The 17,744-nt window shown below is 71.0% G+C and carries 13 protein-coding genes; 7 read left to right on the forward strand and 6 right to left on the reverse strand.

Going from position 1 to position 17,744, the window contains the following annotated elements; translation table 11 throughout:
- Positions 1-124 precede the first annotated feature (124 nt).
- Positions 125-895, reverse strand: coding sequence for a CbtA family protein (locus ACFVU9_RS19330; protein ID WP_387594639.1), 771 nt, complete (start codon positions 893-895; stop codon positions 125-127).
- Complete coding sequence (locus ACFVU9_RS19335) at positions 781-3,471, reverse strand: beta-L-arabinofuranosidase domain-containing protein (RefSeq protein WP_387594642.1); 2,691 nt, start codon at positions 3,469-3,471, stop codon at positions 781-783. The genes ACFVU9_RS19330 and ACFVU9_RS19335 overlap by 115 nt, the downstream gene beginning before the upstream one ends.
- A gap of 717 nt (positions 3,472-4,188) precedes the next feature.
- On the opposite strand from ACFVU9_RS19335, the gene ACFVU9_RS19340 reads away from it, so the two are divergent.
- The 6 genes from ACFVU9_RS19340 to rbsD all read left to right on the forward strand — a co-directional run bounded on the left by ACFVU9_RS19340 (position 4,189) and on the right by rbsD (position 11,199).
- The gene (locus ACFVU9_RS19340) at positions 4,189-4,953 is read left to right on the forward strand and encodes a hypothetical protein (protein WP_387594645.1); all 765 of its coding nucleotides are present in this window, start codon (positions 4,189-4,191) and stop codon (positions 4,951-4,953) included.
- Between the two features lie 354 nt (positions 4,954-5,307).
- Positions 5,308-6,375 (forward strand): LacI family DNA-binding transcriptional regulator, encoded by a 1,068-nt coding sequence (locus ACFVU9_RS19345; RefSeq protein WP_387594648.1) that lies wholly within the window; start codon positions 5,308-5,310, stop codon positions 6,373-6,375.
- On the forward strand, positions 6,372-7,892 hold the full coding sequence (locus tag ACFVU9_RS19350; protein ID WP_387594651.1) for a sugar ABC transporter ATP-binding protein: 1,521 nt from the start codon (positions 6,372-6,374) through the stop codon (positions 7,890-7,892). Before ACFVU9_RS19345 ends, ACFVU9_RS19350 begins: the two co-directional genes overlap by 4 nt.
- Positions 7,882-9,828, forward strand: a complete 1,947-nt coding sequence (locus ACFVU9_RS19355) for a substrate-binding domain-containing protein (protein ID WP_387594654.1) — start codon at positions 7,882-7,884, stop codon at positions 9,826-9,828. Before ACFVU9_RS19350 ends, ACFVU9_RS19355 begins: the two co-directional genes overlap by 11 nt.
- 79 nt (positions 9,829-9,907) lie before the next feature.
- Positions 9,908-10,813 (forward strand): ribokinase, encoded by a 906-nt coding sequence (locus ACFVU9_RS19360; protein WP_387594657.1) that lies wholly within the window; start codon positions 9,908-9,910, stop codon positions 10,811-10,813.
- The gene (rbsD, locus tag ACFVU9_RS19365; protein ID WP_380448412.1) at positions 10,810-11,199 is read left to right on the forward strand and encodes a D-ribose pyranase; all 390 of its coding nucleotides are present in this window, start codon (positions 10,810-10,812) and stop codon (positions 11,197-11,199) included. Before ACFVU9_RS19360 ends, rbsD begins: the two co-directional genes overlap by 4 nt.
- Before the next feature lie 21 nt (positions 11,200-11,220).
- Here rbsD and ACFVU9_RS19370 read toward each other — a convergent pair whose 3' ends face one another.
- The 4 genes from ACFVU9_RS19370 to ACFVU9_RS19385 all read right to left on the reverse strand — a co-directional run bounded on the left by ACFVU9_RS19370 (position 11,221) and on the right by ACFVU9_RS19385 (position 16,602).
- Entirely contained in the window at positions 11,221-12,780 is a 1,560-nt protein-coding gene (locus ACFVU9_RS19370; RefSeq protein ID WP_387594660.1) for a flavin-containing monooxygenase, read from the reverse strand.
- Between the two features lie 320 nt (positions 12,781-13,100).
- A complete protein-coding gene (locus ACFVU9_RS19375; protein ID WP_387594663.1) occupies positions 13,101-13,775 on the reverse strand; it encodes a class I SAM-dependent methyltransferase in 675 nt (224 codons plus the stop codon).
- A gap of 164 nt (positions 13,776-13,939) precedes the next feature.
- Positions 13,940-15,493 carry an HD domain-containing phosphohydrolase gene (locus tag ACFVU9_RS19380; protein ID WP_387594666.1) on the reverse strand — a complete coding sequence of 518 codons (1,554 nt, stop codon included), beginning with the start codon at positions 15,491-15,493 and terminating at the stop codon, positions 13,940-13,942.
- A gap of 242 nt (positions 15,494-15,735) precedes the next feature.
- Positions 15,736-16,602, reverse strand: coding sequence for a MerR family transcriptional regulator (locus tag ACFVU9_RS19385; protein ID WP_387594669.1), 867 nt, complete (start codon positions 16,600-16,602; stop codon positions 15,736-15,738).
- Positions 16,603-16,779: 177 nt separating this feature from the next.
- On the opposite strand from ACFVU9_RS19385, the gene ACFVU9_RS19390 reads away from it, so the two are divergent.
- Positions 16,780-17,730, forward strand: coding sequence for an alpha/beta hydrolase fold domain-containing protein (locus ACFVU9_RS19390; protein WP_387594672.1), 951 nt, complete (start codon positions 16,780-16,782; stop codon positions 17,728-17,730).
- Positions 17,731-17,744: the final 14 nt, after the last annotated feature.

Below are 17,744 nucleotides of genomic sequence, written 5' to 3' on the forward strand. Positions count from 1 at the left end.
TCGAGGAGTTCGACCATCGGACGCCACGGCTGGACGGGCGGGCCGGCCGGGTGGGTGTCGAAGGCGAAGAACGGCCCGAGGGCCGCGACGCGCTGTGGCGTCGCGGCCCTCGGTGACGTCTGCGTCATACCGCGCCGACCGGCTCGGGACCGGCCGTGGCCGGTGCCGTCGCGGCCGCGGTGCGGGCGTCGAGCAGGCGCTCGGCCATCGGTCCGAAGACCAGGCCGACCGTGGCCCACAGCAGGAGCTGTGCGGCCACCGAGTAGAAGCGGAAGCTGAACAGCGTGTCGGCCGGGAAGCCCGGGTAGACGATGGCGCCCTTGTCGTCGGTCAGCGGCAGCGGCGTCTCGGTCGCGTGGTGGCCGTACTGCTGAACGTTGTCGGCGAGTTCACCGAGGGAGGGGAGCACCGCCATGACGATGCCGATCGCCACGACGTAGGCGCCGGCGGCGAGCAGGGTCGCGTTCCAGTTGCCGAAGCGGGCCTGCAGGCGCTTGCCGAGCCAGACCGCCAGGACGAGGAAGAGGACGGAACAGGCGACCATGCCCAGGTAGAGGTTTCCGCGGTCACGGATGGTCTCGGCGTGGCCGATGGCCGGCGGGTTGGCCGGGTACTTGACGAACGGCACGAAGTACATGCCGAGGAAGCCGCCCAGCGCCACCAGCATCGCCCGCGCAGCTCGCTCGGGTGGACGCTCACGGTGAACGTGCGGCCCTTGTCCTTGCCACCTCAACGGTGTCCTGCTGGAAAGTACCGGTGTCCGCGGGCCCCGACGCCGGATCAGATGAACCGCCACAGGTGGTCGCTGGCGCCGGTGTCGTCCCAGAGCACGGCCTGCGCTCCCAAGGCGGTGGAGGCACCGGAGACACCGAGGACGCGGCCGCTGTTGGCGCACTGGATCCTGAAGGTGTCCCCACCTCCGTGGCGCAGGCGCCACCGGTGGTCGGTGGTGCCGTTGTCGGTCCACTGGACGATCCTCGCGCCGTTGGCGGTGCCGCCGTTCTCCACGGCGAGGACTTTGCCGCTGTTGGAGTTGCGCAGGCGCAGGTGGCCGCCGGTGTCGAGGGCGGCCGTCCAGAGGTGGTCGGCGGTGCCGTTGTCGTCCCACTGGATGACGAGGCCGCCGTCGGCGGTGGACATGTCCTTCACTCCGAGGACCCGCCCGCTGGCGACGTTCTGGATCCGCCTGGCACCGACGGGAGCGAACTGCCACTGGCCGGCGGCGGCACCGCTGCCGGGCAGCTGTACGGCTGCGGTGCCCTGGACGGTGGAGCCGCCGGCGATGCCGAGCAGCTTGCCGGTGTGGACGTTCTGGAGCTCGTGGTAGCCGTTGCCGGCGTCGACGACGGTCCACCGGTGGTCGGCGGTGCCCGTGTCGGCCCACTGGAGGATCGGGGCGTTGTCGGCGGTGGACATGTCCTTCACGCCGAGGACCTTGCCGCTGTTGACGTTGCGCAGCCGCAGTGCGGTGCCGTCGACGACGAGGGCCCAGTTGTGGTCGGCGGTGCCGGTGTCGGACCACTGCAGGGCGAGGCCGCCGTCGGCGCTGGACATGTTCTGGATGCCGAGGACGAGTCCGCTGGCCGCGTTGACCAGGCGGAAGCTCGCGCCGTCGGTCCGCCAGTAGACGGTGTAGTTGAAGCCCTGGGCGTCGTGGAACGGGCCGAGGCCGACCGTCGCTCCGTCGGCGGTGGCCGTGAAGGCGAGGGCGGTGCTGCTGGTCCGGGTGATCGTGGTGGCGTCCAGGGCCGGGAGGGCGGACAGCGCGGTGCTGCCGTAGTTGCCGGCCAGGACGGCGGGGCCGTAGGTGATCGCCGCGACACCGGGGCTGTCGTTGGCGGCTTCGAGGGCCACCCGCATGGGGAGCTTCACGGTGACGGTGTCGCCGGAGACCCAGGCCCGGGTGAGGGTGGCGTACGTGCCCGGGGTGGCCGCGACGCTCTGCGCGACGCCGTTGACGCTGACGCCGGCGCCCGAGGTCCACCCGGGGATGCGGACGCGCATGGACCACGTCCCGCCGACGCCGCCGGTGACCTTGAGCGTCGTGGTGTCCTCGGCCGGGAACGCGGTGGTCTGGGTGACCGTGATGCCCCGCTCGGTCCAGTCCAGGACGGACGGGAGGAACAGGTTCACCGTGAGGGTGGTGCCCTCGTGGAAGTAGATGGAGTTCATCAGCTTGGTGTTGGACTCGACACCCGTTCCCTGGCAGCACCAGAACGTGCCGTAGTCGGTGCTCCAGGTGCCACCGCCCCAGGCCGGGCCCTTGCCCCGGCGGCCGCCCGGGTCGAGGGAGCTGAAGTACGTGATGTGGCCGTGCGGGTCGGCCGGGTTCTGGGCGCCGATGACATGGTTGAGCAGCGCCTTCTCGTAGAAGTCGAAGTACGAGGCCCGGTCCGGGCTCAGCTGCCACAGCTCCCGGGTCAGCTTGAGCATGTTGTAGGAGTTGCAGAGCTCGCAGGTGTCGTCGGTGAGGTAGCCGGAGATGGCATTCGCGGCCCGGAAGTGCTCCGCCTGGCTGTTGCCGCCGATGGCGTAGGTGTGCGCGCCGGTGGTGATCGCCCAGGCGTTGGCGGCGATGTCGCGGTAGCGGGTCGTCCCGGTGGCCTGGTATTCGCGGACGGCTCCGATCCACTTGGGCACCTGCGTGTTGGCATGTAGGCCGTCGAGCTGGTCCAGGTTCGCCGCGAGCGGGTCGAAGACCGCGGCGTGGTCGAACCGCTGAGCGGTGGTCAGCCAGCGTGCGTCACCGGTCTGTTGGTAGAGACCGGCCAACACGTCGTTCATGCCGCCGAACTCGGTGCCCAGCATCGACTGCATCGTGCCGTAGCCGAGCGCGGCGGTGCGGCGGTCGACCCAGCCTGCGATCGCGAGGAGCACGTCGCGGGCCTGGGTGTTGCCCAGGAGGCGCCACACGTCGAGCAGACCGGCCATGGTCTTGTGGACGCAGTAGTACGGGACGTTGCCGTTGCCCAGCCTGCCCGCTTCGAGGCTGGCGAAGTCGGACTCGGGGAAGCCCGACAGGTAGCCGGCGGAGAAGCCCGCGGCAGCGTTGTTGGCCTGGCACTTGGCGAGTTCGGCCACCATCCGGTTGGCCTTGTCTCGGCAGGTGGTGTCCCCGAGCGCGGCGGCGGCCTGGGCCCACGCCGAGAGGAAGTGGCCCTGCACGTGGGTGCGGAAGGGGAACCCCGGGTCGTCCCAACCCCCGTTCGCGGCAGCGGCGTTGGTGGAGAGCCGGTGGTTGGCGCGGAAGTTGTACAACAGACGGTCGACGTCGACGAAGCGGAGGTACGCCAGGGTGCGGTTCTGGTTGTCGAGCCACCGGCTGCTGGTGAGCCGGACCTGACCCAGCTCGAACGGGACTGTCGACACTCCGACGTCGGACCTGACCGGTCCCGTCTGCGCCGCGGCGGAGACCGGACCGAGGGCGGGGCCGGCGGCGGCCACGGCCGCGACGCCGGTCGCCTTGAACATGGCACGGCGACTGAAGGGGCGAGCCGGCATGGCGAACTCCACGGTGTGTAAGAGAAGAGAACGGGGAGTGCAGCGGCCAAGGAATCCGCACACAAGGGCTGTTCGGCTCCAACCGGCTACCTCAGGCGCGGCGCCCGCCCGCCTGTTACAAGAGTGTTAACGCTCACAAATAGCGTGTCAATACTTTCGACGGGCAGTACCGGCAACGTCGCTGCGGCCCAACTGTCCTGCATCCCCGCCGTCCGAGCTTTCCCGCCCCCACCAACCTCGGGAATCTCTTCACCCGTCACGTCGACACCTGCCCCGGCACCTTCCGCCGCATCCGCCAAGGCCAGCAGCAGTTCCGTGAAGGCCAATTGGCGCGCGCGGCCGATGCTGTCGAAAGCGATTCGACAGTCCTTCGAGGGCGATTCGACAGTCAGCAGGTGAAAGAAGTGTGTCCCCCTGCACAGAGCCTTGCTGTGCTGAGTCCCCGTCATTATTACTGTCCACAGACGCAAGCGCTTCGACCCTTCGCACCTGCATCCGGCGAGCCCGGTGCTTGCGAGCAAGGGGACCGAGCACCGTTCCCGTAGTTCTTGAGCGCGCCACCTCGGACGGGGCTGAGCCGCGCCCGTCCCGAGCCCGGACCCGCCGGCGAGCGACACCTCGCCGCGCCGGACCCCGCCACCAGACCGGGGAGTCCGGAACAACCCATCGCCGTCCTTGGAGGGACACATGAGATGGCACACCCGTAAATCCATCAGCAGCAAGTCGGCCGGGTCCGGTCGGCTGGTCCTTGTCGTCGCCGTGATCGCCGGGTTCCTGAGCTTCGCGTCTCCGGCTCAGGCCCAGGTGTACTCCACCTGCGACAAGGGGGGTCAGTACACCCAGGGCAGCTGGACGATCTACAACAACATCTGGGGCCAGAACGCCGGTTGGCAGTGCCAGACCGTCGACAGCATCAAGTCCTGGTACGTCGACGCCGGCCACTCCGGCGGCGGGATCAAGTCCTACCCGAACACCTCGGTCCGGCCCCGGACGCCGCTGTCGCAGTTGAACTCGGCGGGCTTCTGGTTCAACACGTCGTCGGCCCCCGTCTCCGGCAGTGACTGGTGGAACTGGACGAGCGACTTCTGGTCGACCGGCAACCAGGACGAGATCATGGTCTTCACCAGCTGGTCCGGGACGGCAGGCGGCTGGGGACGGCAGATCGCGTCCAACGTGACCATCGGCGGCATCCAGTACGCGTCGGTCTGGCAGGCCGATCCCGGCTGGAACGTCCTGCAGCTCATCCCCGCCCAGCAGAGCAACACCGGCACCATCGACGCCTCGGCGGTCTGGCGATGGGCCGCGTCGCAGAACCTCCTGCGCAACACCGACTTCGACACGATGCAGTTCGGCATCGAGATCACCTCGACCAGCGGCGCGCAGAAGCGGTACTCGCTGAACGCCTACAGCGCCTGGTGGAACAACACCTCCGGCGGCGGATCGACCATCTAACCGCACGTCGACGACGGGCGGCCACATGCGCCGCACGTCCGCGTGGCAGAGGCTGAGGGCCTTGGCCACGTGGGCGCCAGATCATGAGCAAAGCCCCAGGCCAGAGGCCTGGGGCTGGCCTTTTGCATGCCCGGTTCCCGCTGCGGGTGGCCGATCGGCGGGTCCGGCACCCCCCGCACACGCCGGAACGGGACCGGCCGGACCGTCACGCACGGTGACGGCGGCGACATCGGCACGTCGTTCATCACGATCAGGTTTCAGGCACCGGCTCAAGGCTTGCCCTGCGGGCATGTAATCGATTCCAATCGTGGGAACGCGTTGATGTAATCGATTCCACGAGGAGGTGGGACGGCCGTGACGAGCATCAAGGACGTCGCCGCCGAGGCAGGCGTGTCCGTCGCCACTGTCTCGCGTGTCCTGAATGAGCACCCTTCGGTGAGCGAGGACGCGAGGGCGCGGGTGCTGGCCGCCGTTGCGTCGCTCGGGTACCGGCCCAACGCCGTGGCGCGGTCGCTGCGCACCGATCAGACCCACACCCTGGGCCTCGTGATCAGCGACGTGCTGAATCCGTACTTCACCGAGCTCGCACGGTCCGTCGAGGAAGAGGCGCGGGCGCTGGGGTACAGCGTGATCATCGGGAACGCCGACGAGCGGCCGGAACTGCAGGACCACCACGTACGGACGCTTCTGGACCGCCGCATCGACGGGCTGCTGGTCTCGCCCACCGACGGCGGGTCGCCGCTCATGCTCGACGCCGCCCGGGCCGGGACACCGATGGTGTTCGTGGACCGGTGGATCCCCGGCGTCGACGTGCCGGTGGTGCGGGCGGACGGGCGGGGTGCCGTCCGGGATCTCGTCCTGCACCTGCACCGGCTGGGGCACCGACGGCTGGCGATCATCGCCGGGCCGGCGGCGACCACGACCGGGCGGGAGCGTGTGGAGGCGTTCCGCGAGGCGATGGAGGAGTGCGGCCTCGACCTGCCGGACCGGTACATCGGCCACGGTGACTTCCAGGCCGACAGCGGCCGGCGGGCGACCGAGCGGTTCCTCGACCTCGCCGAGCCCCCGCAGGTCGTGTTCGCGGCGGACAACCTGATGGCGCTGGGCGCCCTGGACGCCGTACGCGCCCGTGGTCTGCGGGTGCCGGACGACATCGCGCTCGCCGCGTTCGACGACATCCGCTGGTTCGTGCACACGGACCCGCCGATCACCGCGATCGCCCAGCCCACGGGCGAACTGGGCCGGGCCGCCGTGCGCGCGCTCGTGGACCGCATCGAGGGGCGGGAGCCACGATCCGTGACGCTCCCCGCCCGTCTCGTCGTTCGCCGCTCGTGCGGCGAGACCCCCACAACGAACGAGAACCCCGCAACGAACGAGAACGCGACGAACGAGAACCCCGCAACGAACAGGAGCCAGTCGTGAGCAACGCGGACGAGTTGCTGCGCATCGAGGGCATCCGGAAGACCTTCCCCGGAGTGGTCGCACTGGACCGCGTCGACTTCGACCTGCGGCGGGGCGAGGTCCACGTGCTGCTCGGTGAGAACGGCGCGGGAAAGAGCACCCTGATCAAGATGCTCTCCGGTGCCCACGCACCCGACGAGGGCCGCATCCTGGTCGGTGGTGAGGAGGTCCGCATCCATGGTGCGCAGGACTCCGAGCGACTCGGGATCGCCACCATCTACCAGGAGTTCAACCTCGTCCCCGATCTGACGGTCGCCGAGAACATCTTCCTGGGGCGCCAGCCGCGCCGGTTCGGGATGATCGACCGGAGGAAGATGGAGGCGGACGCCTCGGAGCTTCTGGAGCGCGTCGGCGTCAGCGTGTCGCCCCGCGCGCGGGTGCGCGAACTCGGCATCGCGCGCCTGCAGATGGTCGAGATCGCGAAGGCGCTGAGCCTGGACGCGCGGGTTCTGATCATGGACGAGCCGACGGCCGTGCTGACCTCCGAGGAGGTCGAGAAGCTGTTCGTGATCGTGCGCACGCTGCGCGAGGACGGCGTCGGGATCGTCTTCATCACGCACCACCTGGAGGAGATCGCCGCCCTCGGGGACCGGGTCACGGTCATCCGGGACGGCAAGTCGGTCGGACAGGTGCCCGCCTCCACGCCGGAGGAGGAGCTCGTCCGGCTGATGGTGGGCCGGTCCATCGAGCAGCAGTACCCGCGCGAGCGGGCGGTGCCGGGCACCGCGCTGCTGTCCGTGGAGGGACTGTCCCGGGACGGTGTCTTCCACGACGTCAGCTTCGAGGTGCGGGCCGGCGAGGTCGTCGGCGTCGCCGGGCTGGTCGGGGCGGGCCGTACCGAGGTGGTCCGGGCCGTCTTCGGGGCCGACCCGTACGACCGCGGTACGGTCCGCGTCTGCGGGGCTTCCCTGAAGCGGCATGACATCGGCGCCGCCATGACCGCGGGGATCGGGCTGGTGCCCGAGGACCGCAAGGGTCAGGGGCTCGTGCTCGACCAGTCGGTCGAGGAGAACCTCGGACTCGTCACCCTCAAGTCCGCGACCAGAGCCGGAATCGTCGACCTCAAGGGTCAGCACGACTCCGCCGCGCGGATCGCCGGGCAACTCGACGTCCGGATGGCGGGGCTCGGTCAGCAGGTGCGCACGCTGTCCGGCGGCAACCAGCAGAAGGTCGTCATCGGCAAGTGGCTCCTGGCCGACACCAAGGTGCTGATCCTCGACGAGCCCACGCGCGGCATCGACGTCGGCGCCAAGGTCGAGATCTACCAGCTCGTCAACGAACTGACGGCGGCCGGGGCCGCCGTACTCATGATCTCCAGCGATCTGCCCGAGGTGCTCGGGATGAGCGACCGGGTGCTGGTGATGGCCCAGGGCCGGATCGCGGGCGAGTTGTCCGCCGACGAGGCCACGCAGGACGCGGTCATGTCGCTGGCCGTGAGCAACCCCACTACCGAACTGGAGGCCTCCCGTGGCCGCTGAAACGCTCACGAGCGGTACGGACGCCGGTGGCGCCGCGGCGTTGCGCCGTCTGCTGCTCGACAACGGCGCGCTGACCGCGCTGATCGTCCTCGTCATCGCCATGTCGGCGCTGTCGGGCGACTTCCTCACCACCGACAACCTGCTCAACGTCGGCGTCCAGGCGGCCGTGACCGCCGTCCTCGCCTTCGGCGTCACCTTCGTGATCGTCTCGGCGGGCATCGACCTGTCGGTCGGTTCGGTGGCCGCGCTGTCGGCGACCGTGCTGGCGTGGAGCGCCACGGCGCACGGAGTGCCGGTGGTCGTCGCGGTGCTGCTGGCGCTGGCGACGGGTGTGGCCGCCGGTCTGGTGAACGGCTTCCTGATCTCGTACGGCAAGCTGCCGCCGTTCATCGCGACGCTCGCGATGCTGTCGGTGGGGCGTGGTCTGGCACTGGTGATCTCGGACGGATCGCCGATCGTGTTCCCGGGCTCGGTCTCCCACCTGGGTGACACGCTCGGCGGGTGGCTGCCGGTGCCGGTGCTCGTCATGGTGGTCATGGGGCTCATCGCGGCGTTCGTCCTCGGCCGTACGTACATCGGCCGCTCGATGTACGCCATCGGCGGCAACGAGGAAGCCGCCCGGCTCTCGGGTCTGCGGGTGCCCAGGCAGAAGCTCGCGATCTACGCGCTGTCCGGTGTGTTCGCCGCGGTCGCCGGTGTCGTCCTGGCCTCCCGGCTCTCCTCCGCGCAGCCGCAGGCCGCCACCGGGTACGAGCTGGACGCCATCGCCTCCGTCGTCATCGGCGGCGCCTCCCTCGCCGGGGGCACGGGCAAGGCCTCGGGGACGCTGATCGGCGCGCTCATCCTCGCGGTGCTGCGCAACGGGCTGAACCTGCTGAACGTCTCCGCGTTCTGGCAGCAGGTCGTCATCGGTGTCGTCATCGCCCTGGCGGTGCTGCTCGACACGGTGCGGCGCAAGGCCGGGGCCGCTCCCACGGCGATCGGGGCGCCCGGCGGCGGAAGGGGCAAGCAGGTCGCCACCTACGGGCTCGCGGCCGTCGTGGCGGTGGCGATCGTGGGTGCGACGTCGTTCCTGCACAACGATCCGAAGTCCGGCACTCGGAAGATCGGCCTCTCGCTCTCCACGCTCAACAATCCGTTCTTCGTGCAGATCCGGTCGGGTGCGCAGGCCGAGGCGAAGAAGCTGGGGGTGGACCTGACGGTCACCGACGCGCAGAACGACGCCTCGCAGCAGGCCAACCAGTTGCAGAACTTCACCGGTTCGAAGCTCGGGGCGATCGTCGTCAATCCGGTGGACTCCGACGCGGCGAGCAACCCGGTGGCGGCCGCGGGCAAGGCGAAGATCCCGGTCATCGCCGTCGACCGCGGCGTCAACAACGCCGACGTGAACGCGCTGGTCGCCTCCGACAACGTCGCCGGCGGTGAGCAGGCGGCGAAGAGCATCGCCGAGAAGCTCGGTGGCAGCGGGAAGATCGTGATCCTCCAGGGGCTGGCCGGTACCTCCGCCGCGCGCGAGCGGGCCGAGGGCTTCGCCAAGGGACTCGCGGCGTACCCGGGGATCGAGGTCGTCGCGCAGCAGCCGGCCGACTTCGACCGGACCAAGGGGCTCGACGTCATGTCGAACCTGCTCCAGGCACACCCGGACGTCCAGGGTGTCATCGCCGCGAACGACGAGATGGCGCTCGGCGCGGTGAAGGCGCTCGGGTCCAAGGCCGGCGATTCCGTGCAGGTCGTCGGCTTCGACGGAACTCCCGACGGACTGAAGGCGGTCGAGCAGGGGACGCTGTACGCGTCCCTGGCCCAGCAGCCGTCGCAGCTCGGGAAGATCGCCGTGGACAACGCGGTCAAGGCGATCAAGGGCGAGAAGGTCGAGGAGAGCATCAAGGTGCCGGTGAAGGTGGTCACGAAGGAGACCGTGGCCGGGTTCACCGGCTGAGACGGGGAAGGGGTGGCCGGAGTGCCCGCGGAAGCGGGGCTCCGGCTGCCCTGTTTCGGATTTCTGATTGGGGAGTTTCATGTACGACTACGACGTGTTGGTCGTCGGGTCGGCCAACGTCGACCTCGTGATCGGTGTCGAGCGCAGGCCCGGGGCCGGAGAGACGGTGCTCGGGTCGGACCTCGCCGTCCATCCCGGCGGCAAGGGGGCCAACCAGGCGGTCGCCGCCGCGCGGCTCGGGGCGCGCACGGCGCTGCTCGCGCGGGTCGGGGACGACGCGAACGGGCGGCTGCTGCTGGAGTCGCAGCGGAACGCGGGGGTCGACACCGAGGGCGTCCTGGTGGGCGGGGCCCCGACCGGCGTCGCGCTGATCACCGTCGACCCGTCGGGCGACAACAGCATCGTGGTGTCGCCCGGTGCGAACGGGCGGCTCACGCCGGAGGACGTCCGGGCCGCCGGGCCCCTGTTCCACGCCTCGCGGGTGGTCTCGGCGCAGTTGGAGATCCCGTTGGAGTCGGTCGTGGAGGTCGTGCGGCAACTGCCGTCCGGCACCAGGTTCGTGCTGAACCCCTCTCCGCCGCGGGCGCTGCCGGCCGAAGTCCTGGCGGCCTGCGACCCGCTGATCGTCAACGAGCACGAGGCCCGGGTGATCCTGGGCGGCGGGGCCACTGGCGACGATCCCGCCGCATGGGTACGGGAGTTGCTCGCGAGCGGGCCCAAGTCGGTCGTGGTGACGCTCGGTTCGGACGGTGCGTTGGTCGCGTCCGCCGAGGAGAAGGTCGTGCGGGTCGCGTCGTTGAAGGTCGAGGCCGTCGACACGACGGGCGCCGGCGATTCCTTCACGGCCGCGCTGGCCTGGAAGTTGGGTGCGGGGGCATCGCTCGCGGAGGCAGCCGCGTACGCCGCCCGGGTGGGCGCCGTCGCCGTGACGCGGCGGGGGGCCCAGGAGTCGTTCCCCACCGCCGCGGAGGTCGAGGCGCTGTGAAGAAGGGCGGGATTCTGAATCGCCATCTCGCCGGAGCCATCGCCGAGTTGGGGCACGGTGACCGGGTGCTCGTGTGTGACGCGGGGATGCCGATTCCGGACGGGCCCCGGGTGGTCGACCTCGCCTTCCGGGCGGGGATTCCGTCGTTCGAGGACGTACTGGCCGGGCTCCTCGACGAGTTGGTGATCGAGGGGGCGCACGCGGCGCAGGAGGTCCGGGAGGCGAACCCCGCCGCGGACGGGTTGCTGACCGGCTCCTTCGCCGGGCTGGAGTACGTGCCGCACGACAAGCTGAAGGAGCTGAGCGCGGGGGCGCGCCTGGTGGTGCGGACCGGGGAAGCCCGGCCGTACGCGAACGTGCTGCTGCGGTGCGGAGTGTTCTTCTGACCGACGCCGGGGCGCGGCTCGTCACCCAGGCCGTCCAGTCTGCGCTGCCGTAGCAGGCGACGGTACGGGCCCGGGTACGTCGCAGGTGTAGGCGGCCGGGTCGAAGCGGCTCAGCTGTCGGATGAGCCGCCCGGTGGACCAGGGCCAGGCGAAGGTGTTTCGCCCGCTCGGGCTGAAGTAGTAGCTGGTGCAGCCGCCGGAGTTGTACACGGTGGTCCGTAACGCCTCCTGCACCGCCGCATTGTGTGCGGCCTGCGCGGCGGCCCGGACCTCCAGGACCCGCCGGCCGTCGCGGTCGAGGTGGGCCAGGGCGTCGGTGAGGTAGGTCAGTTGGGCTTCCAGGACGGTGATCGCGGAGGTGGAGCCCCCGAGCAGGTTGGGGCCCAGCAGCAGGAAGAGGTTGGGGAAGCCGCTGACGGTGGTCCCCAGGTACGCCTGCGGTTCGCCGTCCCAGGCGTCGTGCAGCGTCCGGCCGCCGCTGCCGTACAGGCTCCGGGCGAGCGGCGGCTCACCCATGCGGAAGCCGGTGGCCGTGACGAGGACGTCCGACCGGGCGGTCGTGCCGTCGGCACCGACGACCTCGTTGCCGCGCACGGCTGCCACGGCGGTGGGGTGCAGGTGGACGTGTGGCTGGGCGAGGGCCCGGTAGAAGGTGCTGGAGGTCAGCAGACGCTTGCAGCCCAGTCGGTAGGTGGGCGTGAGCGCCTCGCGCAGCAACCGGTCACGGACCGCGAGCCGCAGGTGTGCACGCGCGCCCGTCTCCAGCAGGCGGGCGAGGCGCGGGTGGCGGAAGGCGTAGCCGAAGCCCTCCTGCAGCATGTACTGCCCGGCGCGCAGTGCGTTGCGGGAACGGGGCAGGTGGTCCAGCAGCCGGTTGGCCGCGGCGGGCACCGGTAGGTCGGGCTTGGGAAGCACCCACTGGGCGGTTCGCTGGAAGAGGTGCACGGCGGCCGCTCGGGAGGCGATGGCCGGGACGAGCTGCACGGCGGAGGCGCCGGTGCCCACCACGCTCACCCGACGCCCCGTCAGGTCGATGCTCTGGTCCCACTGGGCGGTATGGAGCACCGGCCCGCTGAACTCCTCGACCCCGGGGACGTCGAGGTGGCGCGGGATGTGCCACGGTCCGGTGGCCAGGACCAGCACCTCGGCACTATACGGCCCCTTGCTGGTCTCCAGCAGCCAGCGCCCGGCCACCGGATCCCACCGGGCTCCGCACACCTGGACGCCGAAGCGCAGCACCTCGCCGAGCCCGTGCCGCTCGGCCGTCGCCCGCAGATAGGCGTGGATCTCCTGCTGCCCGGCGAACAGCCGGCTCCAGGCGGTGTTCGGAGTGAACGAGTAGCTGTAGAGCGTCGATGGCACATCGCAGGCGCAGCCCGGGTAGGTGTTCTCCCGCCAGGTGCCCCCGAGTTGCGCCGCCTTCTCCAGCACGAGGAGATCGCGCACCCCCGCCTGGCGCAGCCGGATGGCGGCGCCGATACCCGAGAACCCCGCGCCGACCACGAGGACGCGCACATCTCTCCTGGGCCGGGTGTCCTGAGTCGGGATGACGGTGCCGGTTCGCAGGCCGGTCACGTTCATGGGTGCCTTCTGACTTCCGCAGCAACAGGACGAACCGGCGTGGAAAACACCGGAGTTGTTCCTGGAGAACGGAAGAGGAGGCCGGGAGGTCACTCCTTGATGGATGATCCGTGTTCGGCGCCTCTCAGCGGTCGAGCAGTCCCTCACGATCTGCGTGATCCGTGTGCCGGATCTCCCTGTAGATCGTCGCGACGCCGCCCGCGCCGCCCGCGCCGCAACCGCCAAGAACGGCACGGACGGCGGACGTGGCGGGCCCACCGCCAGGAAGGTCGCCCCGAAGCGCGGAAAGCCGCGCCGCCGCTCCTGAGCCGCACTCCCCGTCAGCCGCCCGCGGCCTTCCCCGGCACGGCCGTGGCCGCGTCGGGTCTGGACGGGGTCGCGTCGGATCTGGACGGGGTCGTCGCCGGGAGCCTGGCGCTGCCCAGCACGGCCGGGCCGACGAAGGACGGACTCGCGGGGAAGACCCGGCGCTCGACGTGGTCGACGACGAATCCGGCCGCCCGGATCGAGTCGAGCGTCGGACGGTTGCACTCGCAGCAGACCACCAGCCGGTTCAGCCAGTTCATCCGGTCCTGGTGGCGGGCCACCTTCGGGTCCTCCGAGCGCATGTGCTCCAGGAAGAGCAGCCGCCCGCCGGGGCGCAGCACCCGGCCGAGCTGGCGCAGTGCCCGCTGCTGGTCGCTCACCCCGCAGAGCACCAGCGTCGACACGACGACGTCGAAGCTGTCGTCCTCGAACGGAAGGTCTTCGGCCGGCGCCCGCAGGACCGTGGTGCGCGGAGCCCGCTCCGCGACGTGCCGCTCCAGCCGGCGGACCATCGCCGGCTCGGGCTCGGTAACTGTGAGCGACTCGACTCCCTCGCCGTAGAGGGCGAGGTTGGCCCCGGTGCCGCCGCCGATCTCGAGCACCCGACCGTCGGCCTCGGCGATCAACCGGCGACGCAGGTCGCTCAGGCCCTGCCGCTCGGCCTTGGCCATCATCCGGTCGTAGGTCACCGCGAACAGTGTGCTTCTGACACCCATGACTGCCTCGATTCACGGTCCGACGTTCTGCCTCGACGCTAGGCCCGTGCCGTGCCCGGCGCATGGGGCGGATGCCTCATCTTCGGCATCTTCGGCGCCGTCGTCCCGTGTCGTCCTCCCCGGAGCCGGCCCCGCTCTCAGAGCAGACCGTTCTGCACCGCGAAGAGGCAGGCCGAGGCCCGGGTCGAGGTCCCGATCTTGGCGTAGATGTGCTCGATGTGGTTGCGCGCGGTCTTGGGCGAGATCACCAGCCGTGCGGCGATCTCCTTGCTGGAGCAGCCGCGGGCCAGCAGCCGCAGCACGTCGATCTCGCGGGCGGTCAGGCCCGCGGGCCCGGCGCCGCGCCGCGGCGTGCGGTGCCCGGCGGCCGCGAGGACCGCGGCGACCGCCTCGCCGCCCAGGCGTCCGGCGGCGACCTCGCCGTGCAGCTGCGCGGCGGCCTCCGCCGCCTGGAGCGCCGCCCGGTGCGGGCGCGGCTCGATCATCGACTGGTACGCGTCCGCGACGCCCAGGATCCGGCTCGGCCGGGAGATCGCGCCGCCCGCGAGCCCGCGCGGGTAGCCGGAGCCGTCCAGCCGTTCGCGGTACTGCACGGCGACCTCGCCCAGGGGGGCGAGCGCCGGGGACTGCCGGAGCATCCGCTCCGTCAGATAGGGCTGCAGCCGCACCCGTTCCCACTCCCCCGCGCCCAGCGGTCCCGGTTTGTCCCAGATCGCGTTGGAGACGCCGAGGCGGCCCAGGCCGTGCACCAGGCCGGCCCGGCGCAGCGTCGTCACCTCGGCCGGATCCATCCGCAGCCCGAGCGCCGCCGCCTCGGCCAGCGCCGCCACGGCACGGCCGTGGCCCAGCGTGTACGGGGACTTCAGATCCACGAAGTCGGCGACCGCGAGCAGCGCCGCGTCGAACTCCTCCTCGCCGAGACGCACGCCGAGCGCGGGCTCGGCCCCGATCACCGCCTCCCAGGTACGGGCCGTGTCCAGTCCGCCCACGATCTCCTCGGGCTCCCGGCAGAACTCGACCGCGAGTCCGGGATCGAACTGCGTCCCCGCCCGACGCCGGGCCAGCGCCGTGGCCGCGCCGGTCCCGCCGATCCGGTGCGCCACCTCGACGTACTCGGACAGCTGAGCGAGCCGGGAGGGCAGCGGCACGGCCTCACCCTTGAGCTCCCCCGGCCAGCCGCGCCCGTCCCATTGCTCGTACGAACAGGCCACCGCCTCCTGTACGGCGTCCGGCAGACCGAGCCGCCGGGCGAGCTCGCGGGCCAGCGCCGAGTGCGAGCTGATCATCCCGTTCATATCGCGGAACCCGCCGAGCGTGAACTCCAGGCCGACCCGGAACCGGTGCAGCGGCGGGTTGCCCGATCCGATCAACCGCAGCGTCGCCGCCGCGCCCGCCAGACTGCGCTGCTCGTAGGCGTACTTGCCGGACTTCAGCGTGATGTCGTCGCCGAACCACTTCGCCTGCTCGTGCGCGTCCGAGTGACAGCCGACGTTGACCAGCAACGCGGTGTAGTAGACGACCAACCGGGCGTCGTCGTCCAGGCCGAGCCGCTCGGCCAGTCGCAACGCGATCAGGCACTGGCGCAGCACGTGCTCCATCGGCTGGCCGAAGCCCAAGTCCACGCCCAGCGAGAGCGCGGCCACCAGCTCCGCCAGACGCACCCCCGCTCCGCTCTCCGCGCGGCTCGTCACCCTCACCACGCTACGCCCCCACGCGCCGCTGATCTCGATCTGCGGAGGTCTTCGGCCGAGCCCGGCAGATCCAACACTCTGTTCACGTTGCATCCGATGCAGTACCGCGCATTGGACCGGCGGATTGTCGATATTTCGACCATGCCGTGTTCCCTGGCATCGTCCGTTGGATGGCCGAGTGGCAGTTCGCCTATGGGAGGTCGGCTCTCCTGGCTTTGGTTCGCGGGTAGCGACAGCGCCCTTTACCGGCCGCCGTCACCCGTGGGCACCGGGGGTTCGTTGGGGACCGGTCCGGTGTGGAAGACGGGCCAGCAGATCTCGGTGCGCCACTCGACGGTCTCCGCGCTCTCGTGGCGGCCAACGGGGTAGTACTCGCGGATCGGGCCGTCCACGGCCAGGGCATGTTCAGCGACGTACGTGCCGAGGGCTCCATAAGCCAGGTCGATATTCGCATGCAGGCCGCGGTGCACAATCGTCGCCAACTCGACCGCCGGGATGACCAGCGCGTCGACCCGACCCATGGGGCGCAGCGGTCCGGCGCACGGCACGAAGATCGTCGCCGGTCCGTGCCCGTGGGTGAACAGGTCGGTACCGAAGATCCCACCGGCCGGCGCGTCGGCGGCCAGGCCCTGGGCGTCGAGCGTCGCGTAGATCTCACCGAGCGCACCCTGGTACCAGGTCAACGCCTCGGCGACGTCCACCGTCTCGGTGATCGCAGCCGCCGGCGTGGCCGGAACGCTCCGGCGCCCGATCTCGGCCCGGGTGCCGCCCGGCGGGCGGGTGAGCAGGTCACGCAGCGAGGCGACCGCGGACTGGCTGCGCGCCAACTCCTGCTCCATCTGGTTCAGGTGTGCGGCCAGCAGCGCGTTGCGGGTGTCGAGGTCGGGGGCGGCCAGCACCCTGGCGATCTGCTCGACCGGCATGTCCAGGGCGCGGAAGCGGCGGATGATCTGCGCGGTCGGGATCTGCGCGGTGGTGTAGTACCGGTGGCCGGTGTGCCGGTCCACCTCGTCCGGTTCCAGCAGGCCCACCTGGTGGTAGTAGCGCAGCGTCTTCACGCTCAGGTGCGTGGCCCTCGCGAAGTCCCCGATCGGCAGTGTCGCGTCCATGCCTGCCACTGTGCCACCTCCCCCCACGGGAGATGCACGGGCGCGCGCGGGTCTTGCACCTCTCGTCGGGGCACGCCCGAGCCTGCTTGCGGGCGGTCGACCGGGCTGCCGACCCGCGTGCGCCGCCACTTCGTTGCGCACCCATCCGTCCACCTCCGGAAAGCGGGACCACTTCCCATGAACCACACCGTCGACCCCGAACTCGTCCCCCTCCTGGCCGCCCGCACCGAGCAGGCCGCCGGCGTAGCCGCCCGCGAGCGCGGGGACTGGAGGTCGATTCGCGAGGCCGGCAACCTCGGCCAGGCTGCCATGGCGGCCCTGGTCCCCCCGGTCACCGGGATCAAGACCGCCACCTACCTCGCCACGGCGCCCGACGGCGCCCGGATCGAACTGCGCTGGTACACCGCCGGCGAGACCACGGCGCCCGGCCCGGCCGTGCTCTACGCCCACGGCGGCGGCATGATCCTGGGCGACCTGGACGCCTACGACACCCTGCTCTCCTGGTACGTCGCGCACAGTCGGGTGCCGTTCCTGTCCGTCGGCTACCGCCTGGCCCCCGAGGCGACCGGCACCATGCTCGCCGAGGACGTCTTCGCCGGCCTGACCTGGCTCACCGACCACGCGCACGAACTGGCCGTGGACACCGGACGCATCGCGGTGATGGGCGACAGCGGCGGCGGCGCACCTGCCGCGGCCACCGCCATCCTGGCCCGCGACCGGCGCACTCCCCTGGCTCGGCAAATCCTGGTCTATCCCATGCTCGACGACCGCAACCAGGGCCCCGACCCGGCCCGCGAACCCTTCCTGACCTGGACCTACGACAACAACTACACGGCCTGGAAGGCGGTGCTCGGCGACACGTTCGACACCGCGGACGTCTCCCCGATCGCCGCACCGGCCCGCCTGACCGACTTCACCGGACTGGCCCCCGCCTACATCGACACCGGTGACCTCGACATCTTCCGCGACGAGGACATCGCCTACGCCGCGCGCCTGGCCGCCGCGGGCGTCCCCGTCGAACTGCACGTCCATCCCGGGGTCCCGCACGGATGGGACCGCCTCGCCCCCCAGTCCGGGGCCGCCCGACGGGCCTTCGCCGACCGCATCCGCACCCTGGCGGCCCTCTGAGCGGCCGGCTTCGC

It is taken from the genome of Kitasatospora sp. NPDC057936 (assembly GCF_042887525.1).
In the GTDB taxonomy this organism is placed as follows: Bacteria; Actinomycetota; Actinomycetes; order Streptomycetales; family Streptomycetaceae; genus Kitasatospora.

What these genes read in the sequence shown, in the direction of transcription:
- ACFVU9_RS19370 (WP_387594660.1), bottom strand. Translation starts at nt 12,780, where the DNA reads ATGAACGTGACCGGCCTGCGAACCGGCACCGTCATCCCGACTCAGGAC.
- ACFVU9_RS19390 (WP_387594672.1), top strand. Translation starts at nt 16,780, where the DNA reads ATGAACCACACCGTCGACCCCGAACTCGTCCCCCTCCTGGCCGCCCGC.
- ACFVU9_RS19360 (WP_387594657.1), top strand. Translation starts at nt 9,908, where the DNA reads ATGTACGACTACGACGTGTTGGTCGTCGGGTCGGCCAACGTCGACCTC.
- ACFVU9_RS19340 (WP_387594645.1), top strand. Translation starts at nt 4,189, where the DNA reads ATGAGATGGCACACCCGTAAATCCATCAGCAGCAAGTCGGCCGGGTCC.
- ACFVU9_RS19385 (WP_387594669.1), bottom strand. Translation starts at nt 16,602, where the DNA reads ATGGACGCGACACTGCCGATCGGGGACTTCGCGAGGGCCACGCACCTG.
- ACFVU9_RS19335 (WP_387594642.1), bottom strand. Translation starts at nt 3,471, where the DNA reads ATGTTCAAGGCGACCGGCGTCGCGGCCGTGGCCGCCGCCGGCCCCGCC.